The sequence below is a fragment of the Acinetobacter sp. YH12108 genome (assembly GCF_013419055.1).
GTDB lineage: Bacteria > Pseudomonadota > Gammaproteobacteria > Pseudomonadales > Moraxellaceae > Acinetobacter.
The window spans coordinates 170,200-196,269 of the sequence record NZ_VPAW01000005.1; the positions used below are offsets into that span (position 1 = coordinate 170,200).

A 26,070-nucleotide genomic window follows, 5' to 3' on the forward strand; every position below is an offset into this window, starting at 1 on the left:
GTTAAGACATCTTAGTCTTCGCGTAGCAAATCGTTCAGGCTAGTTTTAGCACGAGTTTTCGCATCTACTTTTTTCACGATTACAGCTGCATATAAGCTGTATTTACCGCATTTAGATGGCAGGCTGCCTGATACCACAACAGAACCAGCAGGTACGCGGCCATAATGAATTTCGCCAGTCTCACGGTCATAAATCTTGGTAGATTGACCAATGAATACGCCCATAGAAATGACAGAGCCTTCTTCAACGATTACGCCTTCAACGATTTCAGAACGTGCACCGATGAAACAGTTGTCTTCAATAATAGTTGGATTAGCTTGAAGCGGTTCAAGAACACCACCGATCCCTACACCACCAGACAAGTGAACATTTTTACCAATTTGAGCACATGAACCTACAGTTGCCCAAGTATCAACCATCGTACCTTCATCTACATAAGCACCGATGTTCACATAAGAAGGCATCAGTACCACGTTTTTCGCCTGGAAAGAACCTTTACGTGCTACCGCCGGAGGAACAACACGTACGCCAGCAGCTTTAAACTGCTCGTCAGTCCAGTCAGAGAATTTAGTATCTACTTTGTCGTAGAAGCGAAGATCACAAGCTTCCATTGGTTTGTTATCGTTTAATTTAAATGATAACAATACCGCTTTCTTAATCCATTGATGAACAACCCATTCACCTTCGATTTTTTCAGCAACACGTAAAGTACCATTGTCCAGGCCAGCAATTACTTCCTCAACTGCTTGACGGATTTCAGCAGGACAGTCTGCTGCTGTGAAATTCGCACGGTCTTCAAACGCTTGTTCAATGATTGTTGAAAGCTGAGACATGATCTTCCTTCCAGAAAAAAATTTCCGATATTTTACACTATATTGCTCTAAAAAGATGGAAAACTAGGAAGGGTGCTGAATTAAATTCGCAAGTAAAGTGATTAGTATCCTTTTCGTATTTTAGATATGTACAAACATTGTTTAAAAAAAGCTTATCATTCAACAAGAAAAATTAATATGTATCAAAAAATAACAAAAGCTCAGCAAAACACGAATAAAAAATATTCATTGACTCCTTTATATTGAGCTCATCACGAATAACTAATGATGAAAAAAAAGTTCTTTTGAGGAGAGAAATAATGAAAGCTTTATATCAACTTTTAGCAGTATCCGTTCTAGCTGCCACAGCTGGATCTGTCATGGCTGCTGATGAAACAATCGTAACAGATGAAGGCGTAGCTGAATTCTCTTTCTTTAAACCTGCAGCTGTTCGTGCTGAAGTCGGTACTACCGGTTACGGTGGCGCGATCTCTTGGAATGCTAACCCTTATGTAGGTGTTACTCTAGGTTATAATGGTGGTGATATTTCTTGGACTGATGATTTATCAATCAATGGTACAAAATATGACCTGGATATGGATAATAACCTGACTTACTTGAATGCTGAGATTCGTCCTTGGGCGAACTGGTTCTATATGGCTGCCGGTGTAGCATATATTGATAATGATTACGATCTATCTCGCCGTATTGGTGGTGGTGAAACTTTAAGCATTGATAACAATGACTATCAACTTGCTGCTGGTGCTACAGAAGGTCGTGTAAATGGTAAGTTATCTTACAAAAATAATATTGCTCCGTATGTAGGTCTTGGTTTCTCTCCAGCAATTACTAACCGTTGGGGTGTATTTGGTGAAATCGGCGCATACTACAATGGTAACCCAACTGTGGATTTAACTGCTACAGGTCTTGCACCAGTAGAAGGTTCTCCTAGCGTAGGTACAGCGATTGAGAATGAAGAGCGTAAAATTCGCGAAGATAATAAATATGAATGGTTCCCAGTGGCAAAACTGGGTGTAAGCTTCCGCTTCTAAGCTGTAGCTGCTAAGCCTAATAAAAAAACGAGCTTCGGCTCGTTTTTTTTATTTATTAGAAGCTATTGAAAATGATAGCCCAACTTCATACCGACGACCCAAACATCATTATCATCCACTGCAGATAAGCCTACGAACTGGGGTATAGAAGCGTTTGTATCTGTTTTAGGCTTTTGGAATTTTAAATAATACAGTCCTGTAGCGAAATCCCAGTGTTTTTGAAAATTCTGAAAATAGCCCAAACTGACTCCCCAATAGCCGTCACTCGGATTCAAGGTAGAAGCTGGATTTCCCGTACCTGAGTCCCATAAGATTTCAAAAGAATTAATCATAGAAGAAGGCCATTGATGGGTGATTCCAAATTTAGCCGACCATTGATCCTCCTGATAATCGATCATCTTGATATCTTTTACTTCAGGAAATTCCAAGGCGGCATAATCAATCACTGCACTGAATTTTGGTGGTTGAATGACAAAATCTTGCCAATTTACCCAGCGTAAACTCGCGTAAAAAATATTCTGAGAGGGAAGTCCGCTCTGAATATCTAAATTAATAGACTGCGGTGTTTGTACTTTCGTAAAGTTTGACGTAGGTATACCGACTGCAATTGATTCTGTGGTTTCCAGTTGATGGTTTATGGCTGAACGATAAGTTAACGCTGTTCTAAAGAAATACTCAGGAGTTTGATAGCTTATTCCAGCGAGCCAACCCCAAGCAGCATTTTGTTCAAGCTGAACGTGATAACCATTAAAGACTGAAAAAGATTCACCTACCAAACTTAAATTACCTTCTAAGGTCTGATAACTCAGTCCTGCATAGAGATTCCAGTTTGGATCAGGCTGATATCCAAGAATGGAAGTCAGATTATGACTATCAAACTCAATATCGGCTGCTTCAATCTCTGTAGGCTTACCTGCAAAAATTGGACTATATTGATATGCAACATCGACATGGAAGGGCTGATCGTAAATAAGACCCCAGGAGATCTGTGGATGAAGCTGTAATTTTAATGCAGCATTCGCAACCAACTGATTATTCGCAAGCTGACCCGTGGAAAAATCCTGAATACCTAATTGTTCTAATACTTCGGTATGCTGCACCTGACCGCTGACATTGGGATTTGTCCAGGCAAATGAGACTTCGACATAATGCTCCTTTTTAAAAAAGGACTGGATAGTTTGATTGGATTGCTCAAAAGCTGCTGCAAAACTTGTCCCGGAAAAAATCAGTCCATATCCCAAGAGGGAAAATTTGTAGCTCATCATTAATATAATTTATTTATTGAATTATACTGTAATTATGCTTGATTTTTAATGAAATAATCTACTGTTAAAATTAAAAAAAGAGGCAATACGCCTCTTCAATTTAGAAAGCATAATCCATATTATTCATCTGGATAAGCCACTTTTTTAAGTGCCTTGATGTCCGCATCTGGTGAGCATAAAGAAATAAACTCATAACCATAACCACGTAATAAGTGGCCTTTACGTACGGCGATCCAGGTAGTATTTACTCCGAAAATATCGGTTTTAATCTGTTTCAGACGATAGTCACGTTCTGGATCATAAGCCAGATCATTGACAATGCCGACACCCATGTTGAGCTCGACATAAGTTTTAATCACATCGGCATCCAGAGCTGACATGACAATATCAACATCTACACCGGCTTCTTCAAAGGCTGAGTCGATTTTAGAACGGCCTGTGAAACCACCATGATAAGTAATAATCGGATAGCCAGCGAGGTCTTCAATACGTATCTGTTCTTTGCTATTTAGCGGGTGATTTTGCGGCGTAATAATACTGTGCTGCCAGTTATAATAAGGCACACTCGCCAGATTTTCTTCAGTCGTTAAGGCTTCAGTCGCAATCCCGATATCTGCTTCACCCTGAAGTAGCATTTCAGTAATTTCCATTGGACTGGCTTGTTGCAAAATCAGATGAACTTTCGGAAATTCTTTTTTGAACTGATTCACGATCGGCGGTAATACATAACGTGCTTGGGTATGCGTCGTTGCAATCGTTAATGTACCTTCATCGACCTTGTTAAAGTCATCTGCAAGACGTTTAATATTGTCTGCATCAACCAGCATACGTTCTACAATACCAAGAAGTGCCTGACCTGGTTCAGTCAGTCCTAATAGGCGTTTACCTTTACGGATAAATAGCTGTACACCAAGCTCATCTTCTAAATCTTTAATATGCTTACTGACACCTGACTGCGAAGTGTAAAGCGCGGCTGAAGCTTCAGTTAAGTTAAAATTCTGTCTAACAGTTTCTCGAATAATTCTTAATTGTTGGAAATTCATAATTCTTTACCCTATAAGAGGATGGGGCATTTTAAAGCCCCATCTTGCAGTCTTACGCGACCTGGTTTTCAAATAAATGCAGATTTAATGCACTCAACCAAACAGTTTGATCCGGACGGAATTGATGAGCGCGGGCTTCTTCTGGTGTCAGTGAAATTTCAATCAGATTGCCTTGGCGGTCATTCAATTCTGCAACGACTTTTCCTGCAATCCAGAGTTCACGAATAAACGTGGCCTGAATCGCATTCTCTTGTGGTTGGGCATGAATACGCAGTTCATCCGGGCGAGCGAAGACAATGACATTACCCTGAGCTGCCTGTTTGGCGGCATCGAACTGGATACGGTCTTCACCTAGCTGAAGTATGCCGCCATTATTCTGGCCTTCGAAGCGGTTGGCTTGTCCCAGGAAGTCAAACACGAATGGTGTTTTCGGTGTTTCATACACTTCACGTGGTGAACCGATCTGTTCCACATTACCTTTGTTCATCACTACGATTTGATCTGCAACTTCTAAGGCTTCTTCCTGATCGTGAGTGACGAAAATTGAAGTAATGTGCAGTTCATCATGCAGGGTACGTAACCAGCGGCGCAGTTCTTTACGGACTTTGGCATCTAGCGCGCCGAACGGTTCATCCAGTAACAGTACACGTGGCTCAACGGCTAGTGCACGAGCCAAAGCAATACGCTGACGCTGACCACCAGAAAGCTGAGCCGGATAACGGTCTGCCAGGAAGCCCAATTGAACCAGGTCTAACAAACGAGTCACGCGCTTTTTGATTTCTGCTTCCGATGGACGGGTTGAACGTGGACGGACACGTAGACCAAAAGCCACGTTATCGAATACGGTCATATGACGGAACAGGGCATAGTGCTGGAATACAAAACCCACTTCACGTTCACGAACGTGAACATTGGTTGCATCCTGACCTTCCAGAATCACCTGACCACCGTCAGCAGATTCCAGACCCGCAATGATACGTAGTAGAGTCGTTTTACCGCAGCCTGAAGGGCCGAGCAGGGCAACCAGCTGACCATCCGGGAAATCCAGTGAAATGTTTTTCAGTGCATGGAATGCACCAAAGTGTTTTTCAATATTTTTAACTTGAATACTCATGTGGGCATTCCTTAAGAAACTGTTGAATCATCATTACGTTTGTCTTGTTTTTCCTGGCGCAGTTCAACCCAGGTTTTCAGAACCAGAGTCACAATTGCGAGGAGAGCCAGGAGCGATGACACGGCAAACGCAGCACTAAAGGTATATTCGTTATATAGAATTTCGACGTGTAGCGGCAAAGTATTGGTTTCACCACGGATATGGCCAGAAACCACTGATACTGCACCGAACTCACCCATGGCGCGGGCATTACACAGAATTACGCCGTAAATCAGACCCCATTTGATATTTGGCAGGGTCACTTTCCAGAAGGTTTGCCAGCCAGATGCACCGAGTACAATCGCAGCTTCTTCTTCTTCAGTACCTTGCGCTTCCATTAAAGGGATCAGCTCACGTGCTACAAAAGGTACGGTAATGAAGATCGTTGCCAGAACAATCGCAGGAACGGCGTAAAGGATCTTGATGTCATTATCCATCAACCAGCCACCCATCCAGCCTTGAGTACCGAAAATCAGTACCAGCATCAAACCTGCAATAACAGGTGATACTGAGAAAGGCATATCGATAATGGTGGTTAAAATTGACTTACCAGGGAAGTTAAACTTCGCTACTGACCAGGCTGCAGCTACGCCGAATATTACATTCATTGGTACCGCGATCACAGCCGTTAGTAAAGTCAGTTTGACCGCAGATAAAGTATCTGGATGAACAAGGGCTTGCGTATATACGCCAACCCCTTGTTTAAATGCTTCAACAAAGACCAGAACCAAAGGCAGGATCAGGCAGCTTAAAAAGAAGATCAGTGCAATCGCAATCAGGGTATAACGTACCCAGGTCGGCTCACGAGTCGCATCGCGGGATTGCAGCTTTTCAGCCAGCGCATTGCTGTTGGTATTTAAACTCATCGTGCAGTTCTCCCGGTACGGCGGCTCGCCCAAGCTTGCAATAAGTTAATCAGGAAGAGCATTACAAAGGAAATGAGCAGCATCACTACAGCAATTGTGGTCGCACCTGCATAGTCATATTCTTCCAGACGGGAAATAATCATTAAGGGTGCAATTTCAGTTTCAAAAGGCTGGTTACCCGCAATGAAAATGACCGAACCATATTCACCGACACCACGTGCAAAGGCCAAAGCAAAACCTGTGATCAGTGCTGGCAGCAGAATCGGGAAAATGACTTTGGTGACAATCTGAAAACGGTTTGCACCGAGTGCAGAAGCCGCTTCTTCCAGTTCAGTTTCTAAATCAGAAAGAACTGGCTGTACCGTACGGACCACAAAAGGAATACCGATAAAGATCAAAGCCAGGGTAATACCGATCGGGGTATAAGCCACCTTGATGCCGATTGGATCTAAATACTGACCAATCCAGCCAGTCGGTGCATATAAAGAAGTCAGAGCAATACCGGCAACTGCGGTTGGCAGGGCAAAAGGCAGATCGACCAGTGCATCGACAATACGTTTGCCCGGAAAGCTATAACGCACCAGACACCATGCCAGTAACAGGCCAAAAACTACATTAATCAAAGCAGCAATAATGGCTGAACTAAAGCTTAGCTGTAATGATTTCAAGATACGTTCAGAGCTCAGGATTTCCCATAAGCCTTCCCAGCCAATGCCGAGTGATTTAATAAAAACGGCAGATAGCGGGATCAGAACGATTAATGACAAATACGCTAGGGTAAAGCCTAGAGAAAGACCAAATCCTGGCAGCACTCGGGATCGCTGCGACATGATTACTCCTCAAAAGAGAGAATGCTGGTTAAAGTTAACCAGCGAAAATTAGAAAATAGAATCGGCACAAGCATAATTTGCAGGGACTAAAATGCAAATTTAAAATAATACTTGCTCTCATCAACTTTGCTGATATGGTGCATAGCCTTTTCTGAAATCAAATATTGTTCAATTTCAGGGAAAGAACCAAAACCGGAAGCAACATTGACATGGCCTACAGCTCCCAGATTAATCGGTTTGATCTTCCAGGCTTTCGCCAGAACCTGAGCATCTTCAAAACTTAGCCATGGATCATTTTCACTGATCAACAAAGTCGTTGGAGCCTGAATCTTGAGCTGCTGAAAATAGGCACTGTAATCTGTCTGGCTATCACGGGCAAAACCATTTTCCCCAAAACGTACCGGATTGGCAGGTGCAACCAGCACCAGATTTTTGACTTTAGTATTCAGTTCAGGATGCTGGGCCAGTGCTGCCACGCTGGTCAAACAGCCAAAGCTATGTGCCACAATTTGTACATCATCTGGAATGGCTTGCAGGGTTTTAACAAATTCTGCGACCCATACATTCAGTACCGGATGATTCCAGTCTTTTTGCTGTACACGGGAGCAACGCATGAGCCGGTGTTGCAGGCAGGTTTGCCAGTGATTGTATTCACTGCCACCTACACCGGGAACAATAAGCGTATGAGTCATGTCGATGCTCCTGTATGAAATCAGCTTAAATTATTTTTTTGCGCTGTTAGCTTTAACGATCTGGTCAAAAACACCACCATTTTCAAAGTGGGCTTTCTGTACTTTATCCCAGCCACCAAACTCCTGATCAATAGTCACCAGTTTTAATGACTTAAAGACTTGGCTATATTTCGCCAGTATTTTTTCATTACGTGGGCGATAGAAGTTACGTGCTGAGATTTCCTGACCCAGTGGTGAGTAAAGGAAGTTTAAATAACCTTGGGCCAAGTATTTGTTGCCTTTTTTATTGGCATTCTTTTCAACAATCGCCACGGGTGGCTCAGCCAGAATTGACAGGGAAGGAGTCACAATTTCAAACTTGCCCGGTTGTTCACGAAGGGCTAAATGTGCTTCATTTTCCCAAGCCAGTAATACGTCACCGATGCCACGTTCAGCAAAAGTGGTAGTTGAACCACGCGCACCTGAATCAAGTACTTTGGTTTGTTTATAGATTTTACGAACAAATTCTTGTGCAGTTTTGTCGTTACCGCCCGGTAAGTGTTTTGCATATGCCCAAGCTGCTAAATAGTTCCAGCGTGCACCGCCTGAAGTTTTAGGATTTGGTGTAATAATCGCTACACCCGGTTTTACCAGATCACCCCAATCCTTGATGCCCTTTGGATTGCCTTTACGTACCAGGAATACGATGGTAGAAGTGTATGGTGTTGAGTTTTGTGGTAATTTTTTCTGCCAGTCTGCAGGTAACAGTTTGGCTTTTTCGACCAGTACATCAATGTCAGCGGCTAATGCCAAAGTTACGACATCGGCATCCAGACCATCAATCACGGCACGCGCCTGTTTACCTGAACCACCATGTGACTGTTTAAAGTTAATACTTTGGCCAGTACGGCTTTTCCAGTATTTACCAAATTCTTTGTTGACGTCTTCATAGAGTTCACGCGTCGGATCATAAGAGACATTCAAAAAGTCGCGTGCTGCAGCAGAAAACGAAGTTGCTGAAATAACAGCAGCAAGAACCCCTAGTTTTAGTTTTGTTGAAATGCTCATGTGAACCTCAAACTCTTACACGTTTTGTAACATGAGTGAAGAATAAACCTATTCTTTATGCATAAAAAATAATTAAAAATGAATTTTATATGAAAATATAAGATAAAAGATTTTATAAGTATTTGAAACAACAATAGCCTTATTCAATAAGGCCATTGCATAGACATTTATTATTACGATTTTGTGCTATTTGCCTTTACGATCTGATCAAAGATACCGCCATTGGCAAAGTGTTTTTTCTGTACCTTGTCCCAACCGCCAAACTCTTTATCAATAGTCACCAGCTTCAGCGATTTAAAGATATTGCTGTATTGTTTTAATACTGCCGCATTACGTGGGCGGTAGAAATTCTTTGCAGCAACCGTTTGACCTGCAGGTGAGTACAGGTAGTTCAAATAAGCTTTAGCCAGATTTTCATTGCCATCTTTTTTAGCATTCTTTTCAACGATTGCCACTGGTGGCTCAGCCAGAATCGACAAAGAAGGGGTGATGATTTCAAACTTGCCAGGCTGTTCACGAATCGCCAGATGTGCTTCATTTTCCCAAGCCAGCAATACATCACCGATACCACGTTCAGCAAAAGTGGTGGTTGAACCACGTGCACCTGAGTCGAGTACTTTAGTTTGTTTGTAGATCTGGCGAACAAAGTCTTGAGCTTTAGTATCATTGCCGCCTGGCTGATGTTTCGCCCAAGCCCAAGCTGCTAAATAGTTCCAGCGCGCGCCACCAGAGGTTTTCGGGTTTGGTGTAATGATTTCTACGCCAGGTTTCACCAGATCGCCCCAGTCTTTAATGCCTTTAGGGTTGCCTTTTTTCACCAGGAAAACGATGGTTGAGGTATAAGGTGTTGAGTTTTGTGGGAATTTCTTTTGCCAGTCTTTAGGTAGCAGGCCACGAGCAGCGATTTCATCAATGTCTGCAGCTAGGGCCAAAGTCACGACGTCCGCATCCAGACCATCAATGACAGCACGTGCCTGTTTACCTGAACCGCCATGTGACTGTTTAAAGTTCACATCCTGACCAGTAGATTTTTTCCAGTAAGCACTGAATTCTTTATTAAAGTTATCGTACAATTCGCGAGTTGGGTCATAAGACACGTTCAGGAAGTCTTTTGCAGATACGCTAAAAGCGGTTGCTGAAATAAGTGCTGCCAATACCCCAATTTTTAATTTACGGATGTTCATATTTGCCTCAAATGTTTCTTTGTTTTGTTGGATGGGGCAAGAATAGCTGGAGATTTTTTGCATAAAAAATAATTAAAAACGAATTTTATGTGAGTAAAACAGATATATAGACAGAGCTTATATTTCATCGCTCTATCCGTCACCAGAGAGGCCTTAAAAGCATGCTGTATTTAAAAAATGCTCAACCCGTCAAAGATATAGATGTGCTGGATCGTGCCTTTCATTATGGTGATGGTTGCTTTACTACTGCGCGCATCCGTCGAAACCGGATCGAGTTAGCAGACCGTCATCTAGCCCGTTTAAGAATGAGCCAGCAAAAATTAAGTTTGCAGGCTGATCTGGACCTGATTGAAAAAAGTTTGCAAGCGTTATTAAAATCAGAAGCTGAACTGAACGGCACCTTAAAGATTGTACTGAGTCGTGGTATAGGACAGCGTGGTTATAGCCTGCCAGACCATCCGGCAGATCTTTGGGTGTTCTATTATCCGAAAACTGTACAGGACTTCAGTTATGAGCAGATTCAGACAGGTGTATTGCAACAGGCTATTGGTCTCAATATGCCAAATCTGGTGGGGCTGAAAACCTTAAACCGTCTGGAACAGGTGTTGCTTAAACAGGAAGCGGATCAGCATGGCTGGCCGGAAGCACTGGTAACTGATGTGCAGGGTACAATTGTTGAAGGGGTGAGCAGTAATTGCTTCATTCGTATAAACAATACATGGATTACACCAGAACTTCGTTATAATGGCGTCTTCGGTGTGATGCGTGCAGAAATTTTGCAACGTATGCAGGATCAGGGCATTATCTGTCAGCAGCGTGATGTGGAAATGGATGAAATTCCCCATATCGACAGTCTGTTTTTCTGCAATGCGCTCAGTCCGATGAAAATTGCCACTCAATTTGAGCAGCGTGCTTTAAATGTAGATGCTTGTATTGAACTTTTTAACCGTCTTCGATTGAATCAGATGCCTTATTAATATGTCAGCTTCCAAGTCTAAAACCAAAAAGAAAAATAATGCCAAACGCCCTGGTTTCATGAAAGGGATAGTTTTATTTCTAATCGGGATACTCTTGGTTCTAGGGTTGATCCTGAAAGCTAGCCTATGGAAAGATTATCCTGTAGAAGGTCAAAAACAGTTACTGGCAATTAGTAACGGTGAAACCTATTCTGGATTTATTGATCGGCTGGCCAAAGAAAATTATGTCAGCTTTCCGATTATTTTAAAGCTGTATCAGCGCATCATGATTCATGACACTATGAAGGCGGGTGTTTATGAAATTCCTCAAGGTATGAGTATCCGTGCAGTGCTGGACATGATTTCCAATGCAGAAAATGCTCAGATGAACCGGATTCTGGTCATCGAAGGCACGACCTTTAAACAGCTGATTGATGCCTTAAAGAAAGATGATCTGGTGACTAAAGAAGTGGTGAATTTGCCAACCGATCAATTGCTCAAAGAACTTAATATTCCATTCAATCATCCTGAAGGTCTGTTTGCTCCGGATACCTATTTCTTTGCCAAAGGTGAAACGGATCGCAAGATCCTAACCGATCTTTATCAGCGCCAGATGAAGTCTCTGGATCAGGCTTGGGAAAAACGTGCATCAGATCTGCCATATCAGAATAAATATGAAGCGCTGATCATGGCATCGATCATTGAAAAAGAAACCAGTCTGGATAGCGAGTTACAACAGGTGTCTGGCGTATTTGTGCGCCGTTTGAAAATTGGCATGCGTCTACAGACAGATCCAACCGTGATTTATGGTATGGGGGAGAATTACAAAGGTAATATTACTCGTCAGGATCTACGCACTCCAACACCTTATAACACCTATACCATGGCTGGCTTACCACCAACACCGATTGCCTTACCAAGCAAAAAAGCTATTGAAGCAGCGATGCATCCGGACAATTCACAAAATCTTTATTTTGTTGCAACGGGTAATGGTGGGCATAAATTCAGCAGCAGTCTGCAAGACCACAATAGAGCAGTGCAAGAATATCTCTCTGTTTTACGTTCAAAAAATAAGGAATGAGCATGTTTATCAGCTTTGAAGGCACTGAGGGTGTAGGAAAAACCACACTCATTCGTCGTATCTATGATGATTTTATTGCTCAAGGTAAAGAGGTCGTGTTGACCCGCGAGCCGGGTGGCACACCAATGGCAGAACAGATTCGTTCGCTGTTATTGGCCGTAAACCACGAAGAAGCGATGTGCCATGATACAGAGTTATTGCTGATGTATGCGGCACGTGCCCAGCATCTGGCACAAGTGATTTTACCCGCTTTAAATGCTGGAAAAATTGTCTTATGTGATCGCTTCAGTGATGCCAGTTTTGCCTATCAATGTGCAGGACGTGGACTCAGTGAAAACAAGCTGAATCTGTTAAATCAAAATTTTGTGGAACGTATGCCAGATATTACGTTCTGGCTGGATGCACCGATTGAACTGGGTATGAATCGCGCTCGTGCCCGAGGTGCGCTGGATCGGTTTGAGCAAGAGAAAGTTACTTTCTTTGAGAAAGTTCGCGCTGGATATGCAACACTATGCCAGCGTCATCCAGAGCGGATTAAATGTCTGGATGCAACTCAAACACCGGATCAGGTGTTTGAACAGGCGCTGTCTTATTTAAAATAATTTTATTCTAAAGATATTTTTGGCATACTTTTCTCTAGTTATTTCAAGGAAGAATCTTCTATATTGGAATAAATCAGGAAGATAAGACATGATGAAAAGTACAAGAGAAGAAATCATCCAGTTTTTACAGCAGGAATTTCCGCAGAGCCTGGAAAAGTGTCAGATCGAAGCTGTAGTGCCTCAGGGTGCAACCATACTGTATCGAGTCAGTGAACAGGAACTGCGCCCCGGCGGCACGGTATCTGGGCCCACCATGATGACCTTGGCCGATCTGGCTTTATATATTGCCATTCTCGGTGAGATTGGACTGGTTGGTCTGGCAGTGACAACGAACTTAAATATCAATTTTCTGCGTAAGCCTTCAGGCGGGGTCGATCTGCGAGGGGAAAGTAAATTGATGAAAGTGGGGAAGGCGCTTATTGTGGGAGAAGTCTGGATTTATTCGATTGATCAGGAAGAGCCGGTTGCCCATGTGACAGCGACCTATTCGGTTCCACCACGTAAAGAACCCATACACTCCTTAAAATGCTGATTAACTCATACAAATCATATGCTTTATTTAAATAACCTGATTATTCTAAAAACTTAAAAAAATCACAGCCAAAGAAAAGGCAGATAACATTTAAAAATATGATCTGCCTTATTTATATCTTTAAGCATTCACCAAAGGAGTTTCTACTTCAAAACTTGGTGGAATTAGTACAGTTTTACGTAGTTCAGGCAGCAATTCTGGATAATCTAGGGTGAAATGCAGGCCACGGGATTCTTTACGTTGCATGGCACAACGCACAATCATCTCTGAAACGAGTACCAGATTACGCAGCTCGATCAGATTCTTACTGACCTGATAATCCTGATAGTACTCATTAATTTCTTTCTTCAACATCTCAATCCGGTGTAGAGCACGTTCCAGACGTTTAGTGGTACGCACAATACCCACATAGTTCCACATGGTCTGACGCAGCTCGTCCCAGTTTTGCAGAATAACCACATCTTCATCAGGGTTAGTGACCTGAGAATCATCCCATTCTGGTATCTCAGGGACAGTTTGATCTGCTTTGAAATTCTCTTGAATATGTTTGGCAGCACTCATGCCATATACAAAACATTCTAAAAGTGAGTTACTGGCCATACGGTTAGCGCCATGTAAGCCAGTATAAGAAGTTTCACCAATGGCATAGAGCCCGGCAATATCGGTCTGACTGTTTTCATCTACGACCACACCGCCACAGGTATAATGCGCAGCAGGAACCACAGGAATCATTTCCTTGGTGATGTCGATGCCAAGCTCTAGCAGACGTGCATACAGGGTCGGGAAATGTTCCTTGATGAAGCCTTCATCTTTATGGGTAATGTCCAGCCAGACATGACGAATGCCCAGACGTTTAATCTCATAGTCAATTGCACGCGCCACAATATCACGTGGTGCCAGTTCTGCTCGCTCATCAAAGCGCAGCATAAAGCGCTCACCATCAGGAAGGCGTAAATAGGCGCCTTCACCACGCATAGCTTCTGTAATCAGGAATGAACGGGCTTGTGGATGATATAAACAGGTCGGATGGAACTGGTTGAATTCCATATTGGCAACCCGGCAACCGGCACGATAAGCCATCGCAATCCCATCACCGGTCGCGATATCAGGGTTCGAGGTATAAAGATAAGCTTTCATAGCACCGCCACAAGCCAGAGCAGTAGATGGTGCTAAGAAAGTGTGGACTTGTGCACTTGCTTCATTGAGTGCATATAAACCTAAAGCGCGATTTTCACCATCTAAGCCCAGTTTTTGTGAGCAGATCAGGTCGATCGCAATGTAATTTTCAAAGATGGTAATATTTTCTTTTTCCTGAGCGCGCTGTACCAACGTGGTAGAAATGGCACGCCCAGTCGCATCAGCTGCGTGAATGATTCGGCGCTGTGAATGGCCGCCTTCACGGGTCAAATGTAATTGTTCCTGCTCATCCAAGGTAAATTGGACGCCGTGTTTCAGCAGAAAATCCACCGAAGGCTTACCACCTTCAACTGTCTGCTTCACCGCATCCATTTCACACAGATGTACACCTGCAATCATGGTGTCATCAATATGCTGTTCAATCGAGTCTGTCTCATCCAGTACGGCTGCAACGCCGCCTTGTGCATAATAGGTACTGGCATCGGTCAGGGTGGATTTGGCAAGAACTGCAATATTAAAATGTTCAGGCAAAGAAAGTGCTAGACTAAGACCGGCACCACCACTGCCCACAATGATCACGTCAAAATGATGGGTAAGGGGAAAATTAGACATGTCCATCAGCTAATTGAAAAAAGTCCGTTAATCAGAGCGCTTTTTTGTACAAAAGGCAAGCGTTTAAGTGCTCATTTATTGATGAAAAAAATTAATAAAAGCTTTAACTTAATGCTTTAGAAAAATTAAAGGTTGCCAACATTCAAGCTTTCGAACATATTGTTACTTAAAATATATGAAGTTTGTGATAAAACCTATTTACATAAATTTATCAACAATTTGGGTGAATAATTTATATGAAAATTCTGGATTTAAAAAAAGGATTATTTGCAGCGACTGTTACCATGAGTGCTGCTCAGTTACAGGCAGTAACACCCGTCGATTTTTCTAACCTGGTTGATCAGGTCAGTCCGGCAGTTGTCAGTGTGAGTGTTGTCAAGAAAATGAGCGAAGAAGAGCTCTTGCAACAACAGGTTCCTGAAATTTTACGCCGTTTCTTTGGTAATCAGGTGATTATTCCGCAGCCACGTGTACCGCAGGAAAAAACCGGATATGGGAGTGCCTTCTTCATTAGTAAGGATGGCTATCTGCTGACCAACCACCACGTAGTTGAAGATGCGTCTAAAGTGACAATTACCTTGAATGATCGTCGGGAAATTGATGCGACAGTCGTGGGAAGCGACGAGCGTACCGACGTCGCTTTGTTGAAAGTCAATGGTTCAGGTTTCCCGGAACTGCGTACTGGTGATGTCGATAAATTACGTGTAGGTGAACCCGTATTAGCAATCGGTTCACCTTTTGGTTTTGACTACTCCGCTTCTGCCGGGATTGTCAGTGCCAAGATGCGTAATATGATGGGCGAAACCGCAGTCCCATTTATTCAGACTGATGTGGCCCTGAATCCAGGTAACTCGGGTGGACCGCTATTTAACCAGCGCGGTGAAGTGGTTGGGGTGAACTCACGAATCTTCAGTGGTACTGGCGGTTATATGGGCCTGTCATTTTCGATTCCCATTGATGTCGCTATGGAAGTAGCTGACCAGCTGAAACGTGATGGTAAAGTGACCCGTTCTTATCTGGGTGTAAGCCTGCAAGATATCGACCGTACTTTGGCTGAATCTTATAAATTATCTAAGCCAGAAGGTTCTTTAATTACCCAGGTGGCACCAAACTCGCCAGCGGCTAAAGCGGGTCTGCAAGCCGGTGATGTGATTTTAAAATACAATGGTACTGATATTTCACGCACTAGTCAGTTGCTGAACTATTTGAACCGTTCTGCACCTAAACAGCAGATCCAGTTAGAAGTATTACGTGATGATAAACGCCGTAATATCAATGCAACACTCACGACTGCGCCAGATGAAACGCCAGCCAAAGCAGGAAACCAGGCTCAGCCAAATAAAGGTCCGGTATTAGGCGTTACTATTCGGGAATTAAGCCCGGCTGAAAAAGAGCGTTTAGAGATTAAGGGTGGTGTAGTGATTCAGGACGTCCGTAGAGACGGGATCGCAGCTCAGGCACGGATTATGCCAAATGATGTCGTGACTCAAATCAATGGTAAAGCAATCTTGAACAGTAACCAGTTTGTGGAAGCTGTGGCAGATCTAAAAAAAGGTAGTGTTGCCCGTGTCGGTCTGATTCGTCAGGGTCAACGTGCCATTGTCGGGATGCGCATTTCATAAAATAAATGAATCTTCAATAATAAAAGACCGCTTGTATAGGCGGTTTTTTATTTTTCGCAATTTACCCGAGGCATAATTTCTGTAGACTCTGTATATAGAAAAAATTGCGATAAAGGATTAGAGAAAAGTGACCGGTATTTTTGACCAAGTTTTAAAGGTACAACCTGAACATATTGATCGTCTAGGACATGTGAATAACGTAGTTTATGTGCAGTGGATGCAGGATGTGGCCTCGGCGCATATCGAGCAATTAGGACTCGGTTTAAATGAGTATCTGCAACTTAAACATGCCATGGTTGCAGTTGAACATCATGTCCAGTATCGCAAGGCGGCATTTGAAGGGGATGAGCTGATTCTACGAACTTGGTTAAGTGATCTAAATGCCTTGTATTCATTCAGACAGTATGTATTTTATCGTCCGCAGGATCAGAATATCCTATTTACCGGTAGCACGCAGTGGGCCTGTATCGAAATTGCGTCGGGTCGACCGAAGCGTATGTCGCCAAGTTTTACCCAAGCTTATCAGCCCCTCTCAGACAGTATTAACCCTTATGATTTTTCTACTTTATATTTGAGTGAAGAAGCAAAGGTGATAAGAGAAGAATCAATCTAATAAGGTGATGATATCGAGATTGAATAGAAGTTAGCTACCAAATAGGAAGCAGCCCATTTAACAATCTGTTTTCTTGGAAAAAAGCTGAGGAAAAGAAAATAAAACATAAAGCGGTTACGTATTTAAGATAAGCGAGAGAGAAGAAAGATAATTCTTTTTCTGTATCTCCATTCTGCTATAATCCTCGGCAATTTCTATTCGGCTTTTGTTATGCAATGACTTTTTAAATTGCATGACGCGTTTTTTTCTCAAGGTAGCCCATGGCGCAAGCTAAAAAATCTGTTGATATTAAAAACATTCGTAACTTCTCGATTATTGCGCATATTGACCACGGTAAATCGACTCTGGCAGATCGTTTTATTCAAACTTGTGGTGGTTTGCAGGATCGTGAAATGCAGGCTCAAGTTCTTGATTCTATGGAACTTGAACGCGAACGTGGGATTACCATCAAAGCGGCTTCGGTCACCTTGTACTATACCCATCCAAATGGCCAAGAGTATCAGTTAAACTTCATTGATACCCCGGGACACGTGGATTTCTCTTATGAAGTTTCACGTTCTTTGGCGGCCTGTGAAGGTGCATTACTGGTGGTAGATGCAGCACAAGGTGTAGAAGCGCAGTCTGTTGCAAACTGCTATACCGCCATTGAGCAGGGTCTGGAAGTTTTACCAGTACTGAACAAGATTGACTTGCCACAAGCTGAACCCGAACGTGTAATTCAGGAAATTGAAGATATTATCGGGATTGAAGCGACTGAAGCACCGACCTGTTCAGCAAAAACTGGCCTAGGTATTGAAGGTGTGCTTGAAACGCTGGTGAATGTCATTCCTGCACCAACAGGTGAACGTGATGCACCGCTGCAAGCGTTGATTATTGACTCATGGTTCGATAACTACCTGGGCGTAGTATCTCTGGTTCGTGTGAAACAGGGTCGTGTTCGCAAGGGCGACAAGATGCTGGTGAAATCGACTGGTCAGACACATATCATCACTTCAGTCGGTATTTTCAATCCGAAGCATACTGAAACCGATATCCTTGAAGCGGGTGAAGTTGGTTTCGTGATTGCCGGTATTAAAGACATTTTTGGCGCACCAGTGGGTGATACCATTACACTGGCAACTACTCCAGAAGTTCCAACATTACCTGGTTTCAAAAAAGTAAAACCACAGGTATATGCGGGCCTGTTCCCAATCGATTCCAGTGATTTTGAACCTTTCCGTGAAGCATTGCATAAACTGCAAATCAATGACTCTGCGCTGTTCTTTGAACCAGAAAGTTCTGATGCTCTAGGCTTCGGTTTCCGCTGTGGTTTCTTAGGTATGCTGCACATGGAGATCGTACAGGAGCGTCTAGAACGTGAATACGATCTGGATTTGATCTCTTCAGCACCAACGGTAATTTATGAAGCAGTGATGAAAAATGGCAATACCATTTACATCGACAGCCCATCAAAAATGCCAGATGGTTCAACTGTTGAAGACCTGCGTGAACCAATTGCAGAATGTCATATCCTCGTGCCACAGGAATACCTGGGTAATGTCATGACCCTATGTATTGAGCGCCGTGGCGTACAAAAAGACATGAAGTTCATGGCGAACCAGGTATCTGTTACTTTTGAAATTCCAATGGCCGAAGTGGTGATGGATTTCTTTGATAAATTGAAATCTTGTTCACGTGGTTTTGCGTCACTGGATTACAACTTTGTGCGTTTTGAAAGTTCATCACTGGTGAAAGTGGATGTCCTGATCAATGGTGAAAAAGTCGATGCTTTAGCAATGATTTGCCACCGTCAGGATGCACGTCATCGTGGGATCGCACTGGTTGAAAAAATGAAAGATCTGATTCCTCGTCAGATGTTTGATGTGGCAATTCAGGCGGCCATTGGTGCGCAAATTATTGCCCGTTCTACCGTAAAAGCAATGCGTAAAAACGTATTGGCAAAATGTTATGGTGGTGACGTATCACGTAAGAAGAAACTTCTTGCAAAACAGAAAGAAGGTAAGAAACGTATGAAACAGGTGGGTAGTGTTGAAATTCCACAAGAAGCGTTCTTAGCTGTACTGAAAGTCGAACGCTAATACTATAAGGATAATAAGCCCATGGATTTTGATTTTAATTTGATTCTTGTTCCTGCGACCTTATTTTTCGTCGCGGTCTGGTTGCTGGATAAATTTGTTCTGAAACAACGACAGACCAAAGGCAAGGGCAATGAAAACTTCATTATTACTTGGGCTTATGATTTCTGGCCGGTTTTGGCCGTCGTTTTAGTATTGCGTTCTTTCCTGTACGAACCTTTCAATATTCCATCAGATTCTATGGTTCCAACACTGGAAACCGGTGATTTTATCCTGGTCAATAAGTTTGACTATGGCGTGAAATTACCGATTGTAAATACAAAAATTCTGGATACAGGTAGCCCGGAACGTGGTGATGTCGTGGTCTTCCGCTATCCGCCACAACCAACGATTAGCTATATTAAGCGTGTAATTGGTTTGCCAGGTGATCATATTGTTTATGATCATGGCCAGTTAACTATTAATGGTAAGAAGGTAGCAAAAGTTCCAGTAGAATTCAGTCGTGAAAAAGATCGCCTGGACACGCCAAATTCGATTTATCATAAAGAAACCATTGGCGAACATACCTTCACTATGCGTGAGCTGGAAGGAGTCAATGTAGCTCGTCAGGCTCCATTCCTTAACTATATAGAAAATGGTAAGTTTTCAACTGAAAATGGTTTATATTGGGAAGTGAAAGTTCCAGAAGGTCATTACTTTGCGATGGGGGATAATCGCGATCAAAGTGCTGACAGTCGTTTCTGGGGCTTTGTTCCGGAAGAAAACTTAACAGGTCGCGCATTCTATATCTGGATGCATAAAGAACCTGGCTTTAAACTGCCATCGTTTAGTCGAAACGGAATAATCGATTAATTATTTCAGTCAGGAAAATAAAAAATGAAACATCAACAAGGTGCTTCGTATATTGGAATTTTATTTGCAATCGTGGGGTTTGCTTTTCTTGCCAAAGTGGCGATTGCAGTGTGGGGGCCATACTTTGATGATCGTATGGTGGACAATCAGATTGAGGAACTTTTAAAGAGTTCTCCGGCAAATATTGCGCCAGAAAAATTTCGTCAACAGATGGGTCAGCGTTTAGAAATGAACAATATTCGCGATCTGAAATTTGATGAAATTGCCAAAGTAACCAACACTGATGGTTTACAGGTGCACAAGAATTATGAAATTCGCAAGAATTTTATATTGAATATCGATTTAGTGATGAAGTTTGAGAAAGATTTTGATCAAAGCACAGTCAAAACTAAATGATGAGCGTCTTGCCAAACGGATCGGCTATCAGTTTAAACAAGCTGATCTGTTAAAACTGGCATTGACCCATCGTTCAGTCAGTCATAAACACAACTATGAACGCCTAGAATTTCTAGGCGATTCTCTTTTAGGAATGATCATAGCCAATTATCTCTTTACTGCTTACCCGCAGGAAAATGAGGGCCGTCTGACGCGTATGCGTGCGACTCTTGTCCGACAGGAAGCGCTAGGGAAAATTGCCAATGATCTAAAATTGAGTCAGAACCTGATTCTCAGTACGGGTGAGCTGAAATCGGGTGGTCATCATCGTGAGTCTATACTTGCGGATACGGTCGAAGCCATCATTGGTGCGATCTATGTGGATTGCGGTGATCTCACTGTATTACAGGCAATTGTGCTAAAATGGTACGAGCCGTATTTAGACAATATAGAGCCAACTGACCAGCTGAAAGACCCTAAATCACGCCTACAGGAATATTTACAAGCACGTAAAAAACCTCTCCCAGTTTACGAGGTTGTAGATATTCAGGGTGATGCCCCGAACCAGCATTTCAAAGTGGAATGCCAGGTAGAAGGCTTGCCGGTCATGGCCGGTGAAGGTTCAAGCCGACGATTCGCTGAACAGGCGGTTGCGGCAGATATTTTAAAACATTTGGAGCATAAGTCTTAATGACTACTCATTCCGATCACATTGATGCTGATCACGAGTCGCAAAGCGACAGCAATGACTTGATTAGTCAATTTTTCAGTGCACAGGGTACTGAAATTCCTTCTGATTATCGTAGCGGTTTCGTGGCGATTGTCGGACGTCCAAACGTGGGTAAATCAACCTTGATGAACCACTTACTGGGCCAGAAACTTTCAATTACTTCACGTAAACCACAAACCACACGTCATAAAATCGTAGGGATTGATTCACGTGAAAAGTCTCAGGCGGTATTTGTTGATACACCGGGGATGCATAAAAAAGAAGTGCGTGCCATCAATAAAATGATGAACCGAGCTGCGCACTCTGCATTGCGTGACGTGAACTTGGTGCTGTTTGTAGTTGATGCACAAAAATGGACCCAGAACGATGAGCTTGTTCTGGAGAAATTAAAAAATGCGGATATGCCAGTCATTCTGGTGATCAACAAGCTGGACACGTTCGAGAACAAGAATGAGGCCTTACCGCTGATTCGTGAACGTGCCAAACTGATGAACTTTGCTGAAATCGTACCGGTGTCTGCACTTCGTGGTGCCAACCTCGAACACTTACGCGATACGATTGCCAAGTATCTGCCATTCCAGCCGCCGCTATATTCACTGGATCAGCTTACCGATCGTTCAGAGCGTTTCCTGGCCTCTGAAATTATCCGTGAAAAAATCATGCGTCAGTTAGGTGAAGAACTGCCATACGATTTAACTGTTCAGATCGAATCTTTCAAAACTGAAGAGCCGACCCTGAACGAAAAAACAGGTCGTATGAAGCCGGCATGTACTTATATTGATGCCACCATTTTCGTTGATCGTGCTGGCCAAAAAGCCATTGTGATTGGTGAAAAAGGCTCCAAGCTGAAAAAAATCGGTATGGATGCTCGTGTCGACATGGAAAAAATGTTCGAGCAGAAAATCATGCTAACGCTTTGGGTGAAAGTCAAAGGCGGCTGGTCTGATGATGAGCGGGCATTGAAAAGTCTAGGTTATAGCGACATTTAAATTGGATAGGAACGGATCATGATGAAATTTCTGGCAGTTGTTGCATGTGTTTTATTCTTGCAAGGCTGTATTCATAAAGTAGTGACCGTTCCTGCCAAAGTTGCCTATAAAACCACAAAGTACGCGGTCAAAGGGACCGTGGCTGTTGTGGGTGCCGCCATTCCTGATGGGGATAACGAAGAAGACGAGAAAAAATCAAAAAAGAATAAAGATTAAAGAAGCAGCCTATGCGTAATGAAGTGCTGCATGGATACCTGATTCATCATCGTAAATATCGCGATCGCAGTCATATTGTGCATTTATTTACCCAGGAATATGGCCGTATCGACGGGATACTGAGACAAAATCCTCCACCCCAATATCAACCCATCAGCTTGTTAGCTTCAGGCAAATCTGAACTGAAAAACTTCACCAAATTAGAAATTGTTAATCAGCCGATCTTTTTTTTCGGTGATGCCTTCTTTTCTGGCTTTTATCTGAATGAAATCCTGTTGCGTTTATGTCCGCTTGAAGTGCAAATGCCGCTGACCTTTGCCAAATATGGCGAAACGTTGAATGCCTTGCAAAAACTCTCCGATCAGGAAAATCCCAATACTTATTTAAAACAGGTTCTGCGTCAGTTTGAACATATCTTATTAGAAGAACTGGGCTATGAACTGGATTTTTCAGTCGATGCTAATCAGGCACAAATCAATCCCGTGCAACATTACTATTTTCAGTTGAATGAAGGTTTTATGCCTTCGGCTAAAGCCTTACGTTCAACCATGTCGGGCCAGCAGATTTTAACAATGCAGCACTATGAAAATGGTAGGGATTTTAATCCAGAACAGTTACAATTACTGACGAAGCTATATCGACAGGTGATCACTGCTTTGCTCGGTGACCGACCACTGAAAAGTCGACAATTGTGGATCCAAAATTCTCAATCTCAATCGTAGTTAGGAAAATAGTATGGCTGCATTACTTGGTGTCAATATTGACCATGTCGCAACTTTAAGACAAGCACGTGGTACGACGTACCCAGACCCAGTCAATGCTGCATTGATCTGTGAGCAGGCCGGTGCAGAGGGAATTACCCTGCATTTGCGCGAAGACCGTCGACATATTCAGGATGAAGATGTACGTCGTATGCGTCCGGTATTAACTACCCATATGAACCTGGAAATGGCCGTAACTGATGAAATGGTGGCGATTGCTAAAGAAATCCAGCCGCAGCATGTCTGCTTTGTACCAGAAAAGCGTCAGGAAGTGACGACTGAAGGTGGTCTGGATGTCGTTGGTCATTTTGAAGATGTGAAAAAAGCCACCCAGGAACTGTCTGCGATTGGCTGTGACGTGTCGCTATTTATTGATGCAGACATTGCCCAGATTGATGCGGCAGTCGCTTGTGGCGCACCTACAATTGAGCTTCATACAGGTGCTTATGCCGATGCTGACACGCCAGAAGCACAGCAAGTTGAGCTGGATCGCATTATCAAAGGGGCAGAGTATGCGTCTTCTAAAGGTCTGGTGGTCAATGCAGGTCACGGTCTGAACCTGGATAATGTCACTCCAATTGCTGCGATTCCTCAAATTCATGAATTAAATATTGGTCACTCGATTATTGCAGATGCAGTTTTTGTTGGACTGGCGCAAGCTGTACAACAAATGAAGGCTGCAATTAAAGCTGCGCGTTAAGATTGCAAAAGATATATGTCAAATATTGATTATGATGAACTGATGAAGCCTGTCATTGGCTTCTTAGGTTGTGAAACACCAAAAGCCTGGCTCGATGAGGCATTACAGAATCTGGAAATTCTGATGCAGGATCATGCCAACTGTGAGAAGAAAGCAGCCAGTACAGCAATGAACCTGATGTTCCGCTATAGCTTCTTTGTAGATTTACAGGTGAAACTGGCGCAACTGGTACGGGAAGAAATGCTGCACTATGAGCAGGTGCTGGAATTCATGAATAAGCGTGGCCAGCAATGGATTGGACTCAGTGCAGGACGTTATGCAGGTGGCTTACGCAAAGAAATCCGTACCTATGAGCCAGAGGCGCTGATTGATGTGCTGGTGATTGGTGCTTTTGTAGAAGCACGTTCTTGTGAGCGATTCTATGCGCTTGCGCCGCTGGTGGATGATGAGCTAGGACGTTACTACCGTTATTTGCTTAAATCTGAATCTCGCCATTTTGAGGACTACTTGGCCTTAGCTTTAGATGTGGCTAAAACTGCAAAACTGAAAAATCCACAAGAAGATATTCAAAGCCGAATTGAGCATATCCGTGAAGTAGAAAAGAATCTGATTCTTAGTCCAGATGAAATGTTCCGTTTCCACAGTGGTGTGCCTGCAAAAGCAGCTTAAAAAGCTACTCAATTAAGACATCAAAAAAGATCCTCCAAATCGGGGGATTTTTTTATAAATATAAGATTCGCTACCTAGCTTATTTATCTATTGAAAGGATTTAAAATAGCCTAAGCATTTTATAATTTGATTAGAAGGAAAAACTTGAAGTGCAAGATAGCAAAAGCTGTCGTCAATTTTAGAATAACGGCTTATAACAGCACATTTGATTAAACGAGAATATAAGCCAATCTAACTAGGTAAATAAAAGGGCAGAGTAAGAATATATAAGAGAAAAGAAGAATCGAATCATTTTATAAATGAAATTTCAGGCAATAAAAAAGCCCAAGTCTTAAATGCTTGGGCTTTCTTGAATTTGGCTCTCCCACCTGGGCTCGAACCAGGGACCTGCGGATTAACAGTCCGTCGCTCTACCGACTGAGCTATGGGAGAATCTGAATGCGATTATAGAGAGATTTTGCAAAGGGTCAAGCAAAAACTGTCATATTTATTACAAATTGTACTTATCTGATTTTAATTTAAACGATTGCATTAAATTCTTAAAAAATGCTTGTCAGAACAAATTTCACTTGCTAGATTGAAAACATAAAGTCGTTTGACCAAATGGTCAAACAGTGTGGATTTAAACCTACTTGCCAGCACAAAAATGGCTAAACCGGAGAAAGCGAATGAATACGCTCACTATCCCTCAAATCTTCTCTCAACTGTCTTTTTATCAAGATCATTATCTCGATATTATTCAAGATTCAGCTCAATACTTTACCCCTGTGGCTGGTGCAGAAATCCGTTTATGGCCCTTAGCGACCAAACAATTGTATCTGGGTGACTTGCTGCAATTATGGTTTGCAGAAAAGTGGCTGGTCGAACAAGAACGCCAATTTAGCTTTGAGATCTTTCTGAACACGCCTGAAACTCGGCAAAAAGAACTTTATATTTATGCGCTTACTGGCAATCTTCTGACTGGGTCGAACCAGTCTAAAGTGTGGCAGGCTTCTGCTAAAGAAACTCAGGTGCTGAGTGTATCGAATGTTTCTAAGCATTATTTTGAATATCGGGCTTTGACTCAGCCGAAGCTGGTAAAAGCACCGCAAGGGAAATGGGGCGTACTTTAAGCCTTAAACACGTTAATGGTCGGAATTGCGAAAAATCATACAGGTTGCTGTGGCATGGGCATAAATACGACCTTCGTCATCCAGAATTTGACCTTCGGAAATACCTAGGTTTTTACTGAGATTAATTGATTTTCCGATCGCTTTTAGTTCTTGGTTGTGAGGAATTGGACGGCACATTTTTACATTCAGATTAATTGTGCCATAACCGACACCGGCTTCAAGTAAAGTATGAATCGCGCAGCCTGTTACCGTATCTAAAACAGTTGCAGCAAAACCGCCATGTACACCTCCCATAGGATTCAGATGGCGTTCATCAGCTTTTACAAAAAAGGTCACATGTCCCGGTTCGACTTCGCCAGCAGACATGGGAATGGTGGTTGCCATAGAAGGCATAGACAGATTGCCCTTAAGCATCTCTTGCATAATCTGCAAACCTGAAAGATTCTTGAGATCCATAGCTTGTCCTTATTATTTTAAATACTGGATTTGAAT

At 42.7% G+C, this 26,070-nt stretch carries 28 protein-coding genes and 1 tRNA gene; 17 read left to right on the forward strand and 12 right to left on the reverse strand.

What is annotated here, in order from left to right; translation table 11 throughout:
- Positions 1 to 11: 11 nt before the first annotated feature.
- Positions 12 to 833 carry a 2,3,4,5-tetrahydropyridine-2,6-dicarboxylate N-succinyltransferase gene (gene dapD / locus FTU46_RS04620; protein ID WP_004784553.1) on the reverse strand — a complete coding sequence of 274 codons (822 nt, stop codon included), beginning with the start codon at positions 831 to 833 and terminating at the stop codon, positions 12 to 14.
- 299 nt (positions 834 to 1,132) lie between these two features.
- Between dapD and carO the strand changes: the two genes are divergently transcribed.
- Positions 1,133 to 1,864, forward strand: a complete 732-nt coding sequence (carO, locus tag FTU46_RS04625) for an ornithine uptake porin CarO type 6 (protein ID WP_179992690.1) — start codon at positions 1,133 to 1,135, stop codon at positions 1,862 to 1,864.
- 62 nt (positions 1,865 to 1,926) lie between these two features.
- On the opposite strand, the gene FTU46_RS04630 is transcribed toward carO, so the two are convergent.
- The 8 genes from FTU46_RS04630 to FTU46_RS04665 all read right to left on the reverse strand — a co-directional run bounded on the left by FTU46_RS04630 (position 1,927) and on the right by FTU46_RS04665 (position 9,944).
- Positions 1,927 to 3,129 carry an outer membrane protein transport protein gene (locus FTU46_RS04630; RefSeq protein WP_180104439.1) on the reverse strand — a complete coding sequence of 401 codons (1,203 nt, stop codon included), beginning with the start codon at positions 3,127 to 3,129 and terminating at the stop codon, positions 1,927 to 1,929.
- A gap of 119 nt (positions 3,130 to 3,248) precedes the next feature.
- Entirely contained in the window at positions 3,249 to 4,172 is a 924-nt protein-coding gene (locus FTU46_RS04635) for a CysB family HTH-type transcriptional regulator (RefSeq protein ID WP_179992692.1), read from the reverse strand.
- A gap of 52 nt (positions 4,173 to 4,224) precedes the next feature.
- Complete coding sequence (locus tag FTU46_RS04640; RefSeq protein WP_004784543.1) at positions 4,225 to 5,286, reverse strand: sulfate/molybdate ABC transporter ATP-binding protein; 1,062 nt, start codon at positions 5,284 to 5,286, stop codon at positions 4,225 to 4,227.
- Positions 5,287 to 5,297: 11 nt separating this feature from the next.
- Complete coding sequence (gene cysW, locus FTU46_RS04645) at positions 5,298 to 6,191, reverse strand: sulfate ABC transporter permease subunit CysW (protein ID WP_004784540.1); 894 nt, start codon at positions 6,189 to 6,191, stop codon at positions 5,298 to 5,300.
- On the reverse strand, positions 6,188 to 7,021 hold the full coding sequence (cysT, locus tag FTU46_RS04650; protein WP_004784537.1) for a sulfate ABC transporter permease subunit CysT: 834 nt from the start codon (positions 7,019 to 7,021) through the stop codon (positions 6,188 to 6,190). Before cysT ends, cysW begins: the two co-directional genes overlap by 4 nt.
- Positions 7,022 to 7,107: 86 nt before the next feature.
- Positions 7,108 to 7,713 carry an alpha/beta hydrolase gene (locus FTU46_RS04655; RefSeq protein ID WP_180104440.1) on the reverse strand — a complete coding sequence of 202 codons (606 nt, stop codon included), beginning with the start codon at positions 7,711 to 7,713 and terminating at the stop codon, positions 7,108 to 7,110.
- 30 nt (positions 7,714 to 7,743) lie between these two features.
- Positions 7,744 to 8,760, reverse strand: a complete 1,017-nt coding sequence (locus FTU46_RS04660; RefSeq protein ID WP_159124061.1) for a sulfate ABC transporter substrate-binding protein — start codon at positions 8,758 to 8,760, stop codon at positions 7,744 to 7,746.
- Positions 8,761 to 8,933: 173 nt separating this feature from the next.
- The gene (locus tag FTU46_RS04665; protein WP_180002810.1) at positions 8,934 to 9,944 is read right to left on the reverse strand and encodes a sulfate ABC transporter substrate-binding protein; all 1,011 of its coding nucleotides are present in this window, start codon (positions 9,942 to 9,944) and stop codon (positions 8,934 to 8,936) included.
- A gap of 161 nt (positions 9,945 to 10,105) precedes the next feature.
- On the opposite strand from FTU46_RS04665, the gene pabC reads away from it, so the two are divergent.
- The 4 genes from pabC to FTU46_RS04685 all read left to right on the forward strand — a co-directional run bounded on the left by pabC (position 10,106) and on the right by FTU46_RS04685 (position 13,115).
- Entirely contained in the window at positions 10,106 to 10,921 is an 816-nt protein-coding gene (pabC, locus tag FTU46_RS04670) for an aminodeoxychorismate lyase (RefSeq protein ID WP_180002812.1), read from the forward strand.
- Between the two features lies 1 nt (position 10,922).
- Positions 10,923 to 11,981 (forward strand): endolytic transglycosylase MltG, encoded by a 1,059-nt coding sequence (mltG, locus tag FTU46_RS04675; RefSeq protein WP_125279346.1) that lies wholly within the window; start codon positions 10,923 to 10,925, stop codon positions 11,979 to 11,981.
- A gap of 2 nt (positions 11,982 to 11,983) precedes the next feature.
- Positions 11,984 to 12,583: a dTMP kinase gene (gene tmk, locus FTU46_RS04680; RefSeq protein WP_180104441.1), complete on the forward strand. Its 600-nt coding sequence runs from the start codon at positions 11,984 to 11,986 to the stop codon at positions 12,581 to 12,583.
- A 91-nt stretch (positions 12,584 to 12,674) separates the two neighbouring features.
- Positions 12,675 to 13,115 (forward strand): PaaI family thioesterase, encoded by a 441-nt coding sequence (locus FTU46_RS04685; protein WP_180002873.1) that lies wholly within the window; start codon positions 12,675 to 12,677, stop codon positions 13,113 to 13,115.
- Between the two features lie 120 nt (positions 13,116 to 13,235).
- Here the strand turns inward: FTU46_RS04685 and nadB are convergent, their stop codons facing one another.
- Positions 13,236 to 14,864, reverse strand: a complete 1,629-nt coding sequence (nadB, locus tag FTU46_RS04690; RefSeq protein WP_180104442.1) for an L-aspartate oxidase — start codon at positions 14,862 to 14,864, stop codon at positions 13,236 to 13,238.
- Positions 14,865 to 15,100: 236 nt separating this feature from the next.
- On the opposite strand from nadB, the gene FTU46_RS04695 reads away from it, so the two are divergent.
- The 11 genes from FTU46_RS04695 to FTU46_RS04745 all read left to right on the forward strand — a co-directional run bounded on the left by FTU46_RS04695 (position 15,101) and on the right by FTU46_RS04745 (position 24,466).
- A complete protein-coding gene (locus tag FTU46_RS04695; RefSeq protein ID WP_034171221.1) occupies positions 15,101 to 16,486 on the forward strand; it encodes a Do family serine endopeptidase in 1,386 nt (461 codons plus the stop codon).
- A 127-nt stretch (positions 16,487 to 16,613) separates the two neighbouring features.
- On the forward strand, positions 16,614 to 17,099 hold the full coding sequence (locus FTU46_RS04700; RefSeq protein WP_180104443.1) for a thioesterase family protein: 486 nt from the start codon (positions 16,614 to 16,616) through the stop codon (positions 17,097 to 17,099).
- A gap of 260 nt (positions 17,100 to 17,359) precedes the next feature.
- Positions 17,360 to 19,177 carry a translation elongation factor 4 gene (gene lepA, locus FTU46_RS04705; RefSeq protein ID WP_004784519.1) on the forward strand — a complete coding sequence of 606 codons (1,818 nt, stop codon included), beginning with the start codon at positions 17,360 to 17,362 and terminating at the stop codon, positions 19,175 to 19,177.
- Between the two features lie 21 nt (positions 19,178 to 19,198).
- The gene (gene lepB, locus FTU46_RS04710) at positions 19,199 to 20,026 is read left to right on the forward strand and encodes a signal peptidase I (protein WP_180104444.1); all 828 of its coding nucleotides are present in this window, start codon (positions 19,199 to 19,201) and stop codon (positions 20,024 to 20,026) included.
- A 24-nt stretch (positions 20,027 to 20,050) separates the two neighbouring features.
- Positions 20,051 to 20,422 (forward strand): DUF4845 domain-containing protein, encoded by a 372-nt coding sequence (locus FTU46_RS04715; RefSeq protein ID WP_034703931.1) that lies wholly within the window; start codon positions 20,051 to 20,053, stop codon positions 20,420 to 20,422.
- Positions 20,394 to 21,092 (forward strand): ribonuclease III, encoded by a 699-nt coding sequence (gene rnc, locus FTU46_RS04720; RefSeq protein ID WP_004784515.1) that lies wholly within the window; start codon positions 20,394 to 20,396, stop codon positions 21,090 to 21,092. The genes FTU46_RS04715 and rnc overlap by 29 nt, the downstream gene beginning before the upstream one ends.
- Positions 21,092 to 22,120 (forward strand): GTPase Era, encoded by a 1,029-nt coding sequence (gene era / locus FTU46_RS04725; protein ID WP_004784513.1) that lies wholly within the window; start codon positions 21,092 to 21,094, stop codon positions 22,118 to 22,120. Before rnc ends, era begins: the two co-directional genes overlap by 1 nt.
- Positions 22,121 to 22,138: 18 nt before the next feature.
- Positions 22,139 to 22,336 carry an NF038104 family lipoprotein gene (locus tag FTU46_RS04730; RefSeq protein ID WP_180104445.1) on the forward strand — a complete coding sequence of 66 codons (198 nt, stop codon included), beginning with the start codon at positions 22,139 to 22,141 and terminating at the stop codon, positions 22,334 to 22,336.
- 11 nt (positions 22,337 to 22,347) lie between these two features.
- Positions 22,348 to 23,058, forward strand: a complete 711-nt coding sequence (locus FTU46_RS04735) for a DNA repair protein RecO (RefSeq protein ID WP_034171228.1) — start codon at positions 22,348 to 22,350, stop codon at positions 23,056 to 23,058.
- 13 nt (positions 23,059 to 23,071) lie between these two features.
- A complete protein-coding gene (gene pdxJ / locus FTU46_RS04740; RefSeq protein ID WP_180104446.1) occupies positions 23,072 to 23,797 on the forward strand; it encodes a pyridoxine 5'-phosphate synthase in 726 nt (241 codons plus the stop codon).
- Between the two features lie 15 nt (positions 23,798 to 23,812).
- Positions 23,813 to 24,466, forward strand: coding sequence for a tRNA-(ms[2]io[6]A)-hydroxylase (locus FTU46_RS04745; protein ID WP_179992703.1), 654 nt, complete (start codon positions 23,813 to 23,815; stop codon positions 24,464 to 24,466).
- A gap of 356 nt (positions 24,467 to 24,822) precedes the next feature.
- Here the strand turns inward: FTU46_RS04745 and FTU46_RS04750 are convergent.
- Positions 24,823 to 24,898: transfer RNA gene (locus tag FTU46_RS04750), tRNA-Asn, on the reverse strand.
- A 236-nt stretch (positions 24,899 to 25,134) separates the two neighbouring features.
- Here FTU46_RS04750 and FTU46_RS04755 point away from each other — a divergent pair.
- On the forward strand, positions 25,135 to 25,578 hold the full coding sequence (locus FTU46_RS04755) for a hypothetical protein (protein WP_166138302.1): 444 nt from the start codon (positions 25,135 to 25,137) through the stop codon (positions 25,576 to 25,578).
- Positions 25,579 to 25,590: 12 nt separating this feature from the next.
- On the opposite strand, the gene FTU46_RS04760 is transcribed toward FTU46_RS04755, so the two are convergent.
- Positions 25,591 to 26,034 carry a PaaI family thioesterase gene (locus FTU46_RS04760; protein WP_180104447.1) on the reverse strand — a complete coding sequence of 148 codons (444 nt, stop codon included), beginning with the start codon at positions 26,032 to 26,034 and terminating at the stop codon, positions 25,591 to 25,593.
- Positions 26,035 to 26,070 lie beyond the last annotated feature (36 nt).

What these genes read in the sequence shown, in the direction of transcription:
- FTU46_RS04755 (WP_166138302.1), top strand. Translation starts at nt 25,135, where the DNA reads ATGAATACGCTCACTATCCCTCAAATCTTCTCTCAACTGTCTTTTTAT.
- FTU46_RS04685 (WP_180002873.1), top strand. Translation starts at nt 12,675, where the DNA reads ATGAAAAGTACAAGAGAAGAAATCATCCAGTTTTTACAGCAGGAATTT.
- FTU46_RS04715 (WP_034703931.1), top strand. Translation starts at nt 20,051, where the DNA reads ATGAAACATCAACAAGGTGCTTCGTATATTGGAATTTTATTTGCAATC.
- cysT (WP_004784537.1), bottom strand. Translation starts at nt 7,021, where the DNA reads ATGTCGCAGCGATCCCGAGTGCTGCCAGGATTTGGTCTTTCTCTAGGC.
- FTU46_RS04665 (WP_180002810.1), bottom strand. Translation starts at nt 9,944, where the DNA reads ATGAACATCCGTAAATTAAAAATTGGGGTATTGGCAGCACTTATTTCA.
- lepB (WP_180104444.1), top strand. Translation starts at nt 19,199, where the DNA reads ATGGATTTTGATTTTAATTTGATTCTTGTTCCTGCGACCTTATTTTTC.
- FTU46_RS04655 (WP_180104440.1), bottom strand. Translation starts at nt 7,713, where the DNA reads ATGACTCATACGCTTATTGTTCCCGGTGTAGGTGGCAGTGAATACAAT.
- carO (WP_179992690.1), top strand. Translation starts at nt 1,133, where the DNA reads ATGAAAGCTTTATATCAACTTTTAGCAGTATCCGTTCTAGCTGCCACA.
- FTU46_RS04730 (WP_180104445.1), top strand. Translation starts at nt 22,139, where the DNA reads ATGATGAAATTTCTGGCAGTTGTTGCATGTGTTTTATTCTTGCAAGGC.
- FTU46_RS04760 (WP_180104447.1), bottom strand. Translation starts at nt 26,034, where the DNA reads ATGGATCTCAAGAATCTTTCAGGTTTGCAGATTATGCAAGAGATGCTT.
- dapD (WP_004784553.1), bottom strand. Translation starts at nt 833, where the DNA reads ATGTCTCAGCTTTCAACAATCATTGAACAAGCGTTTGAAGACCGTGCG.
- cysW (WP_004784540.1), bottom strand. Translation starts at nt 6,191, where the DNA reads ATGAGTTTAAATACCAACAGCAATGCGCTGGCTGAAAAGCTGCAATCC.
- FTU46_RS04695 (WP_034171221.1), top strand. Translation starts at nt 15,101, where the DNA reads ATGAAAATTCTGGATTTAAAAAAAGGATTATTTGCAGCGACTGTTACC.
- FTU46_RS04735 (WP_034171228.1), top strand. Translation starts at nt 22,348, where the DNA reads ATGCGTAATGAAGTGCTGCATGGATACCTGATTCATCATCGTAAATAT.
- FTU46_RS04660 (WP_159124061.1), bottom strand. Translation starts at nt 8,760, where the DNA reads ATGAGCATTTCAACAAAACTAAAACTAGGGGTTCTTGCTGCTGTTATT.
- FTU46_RS04635 (WP_179992692.1), bottom strand. Translation starts at nt 4,172, where the DNA reads ATGAATTTCCAACAATTAAGAATTATTCGAGAAACTGTTAGACAGAAT.
- lepA (WP_004784519.1), top strand. Translation starts at nt 17,360, where the DNA reads ATGGCGCAAGCTAAAAAATCTGTTGATATTAAAAACATTCGTAACTTC.
- FTU46_RS04640 (WP_004784543.1), bottom strand. Translation starts at nt 5,286, where the DNA reads ATGAGTATTCAAGTTAAAAATATTGAAAAACACTTTGGTGCATTCCAT.
- era (WP_004784513.1), top strand. Translation starts at nt 21,092, where the DNA reads ATGACTACTCATTCCGATCACATTGATGCTGATCACGAGTCGCAAAGC.
- tmk (WP_180104441.1), top strand. Translation starts at nt 11,984, where the DNA reads ATGTTTATCAGCTTTGAAGGCACTGAGGGTGTAGGAAAAACCACACTC.
- FTU46_RS04745 (WP_179992703.1), top strand. Translation starts at nt 23,813, where the DNA reads ATGTCAAATATTGATTATGATGAACTGATGAAGCCTGTCATTGGCTTC.
- mltG (WP_125279346.1), top strand. Translation starts at nt 10,923, where the DNA reads ATGTCAGCTTCCAAGTCTAAAACCAAAAAGAAAAATAATGCCAAACGC.
- FTU46_RS04630 (WP_180104439.1), bottom strand. Translation starts at nt 3,129, where the DNA reads ATGATGAGCTACAAATTTTCCCTCTTGGGATATGGACTGATTTTTTCC.
- nadB (WP_180104442.1), bottom strand. Translation starts at nt 14,864, where the DNA reads ATGTCTAATTTTCCCCTTACCCATCATTTTGACGTGATCATTGTGGGC.
- pdxJ (WP_180104446.1), top strand. Translation starts at nt 23,072, where the DNA reads ATGGCTGCATTACTTGGTGTCAATATTGACCATGTCGCAACTTTAAGA.
- pabC (WP_180002812.1), top strand. Translation starts at nt 10,106, where the DNA reads ATGCTGTATTTAAAAAATGCTCAACCCGTCAAAGATATAGATGTGCTG.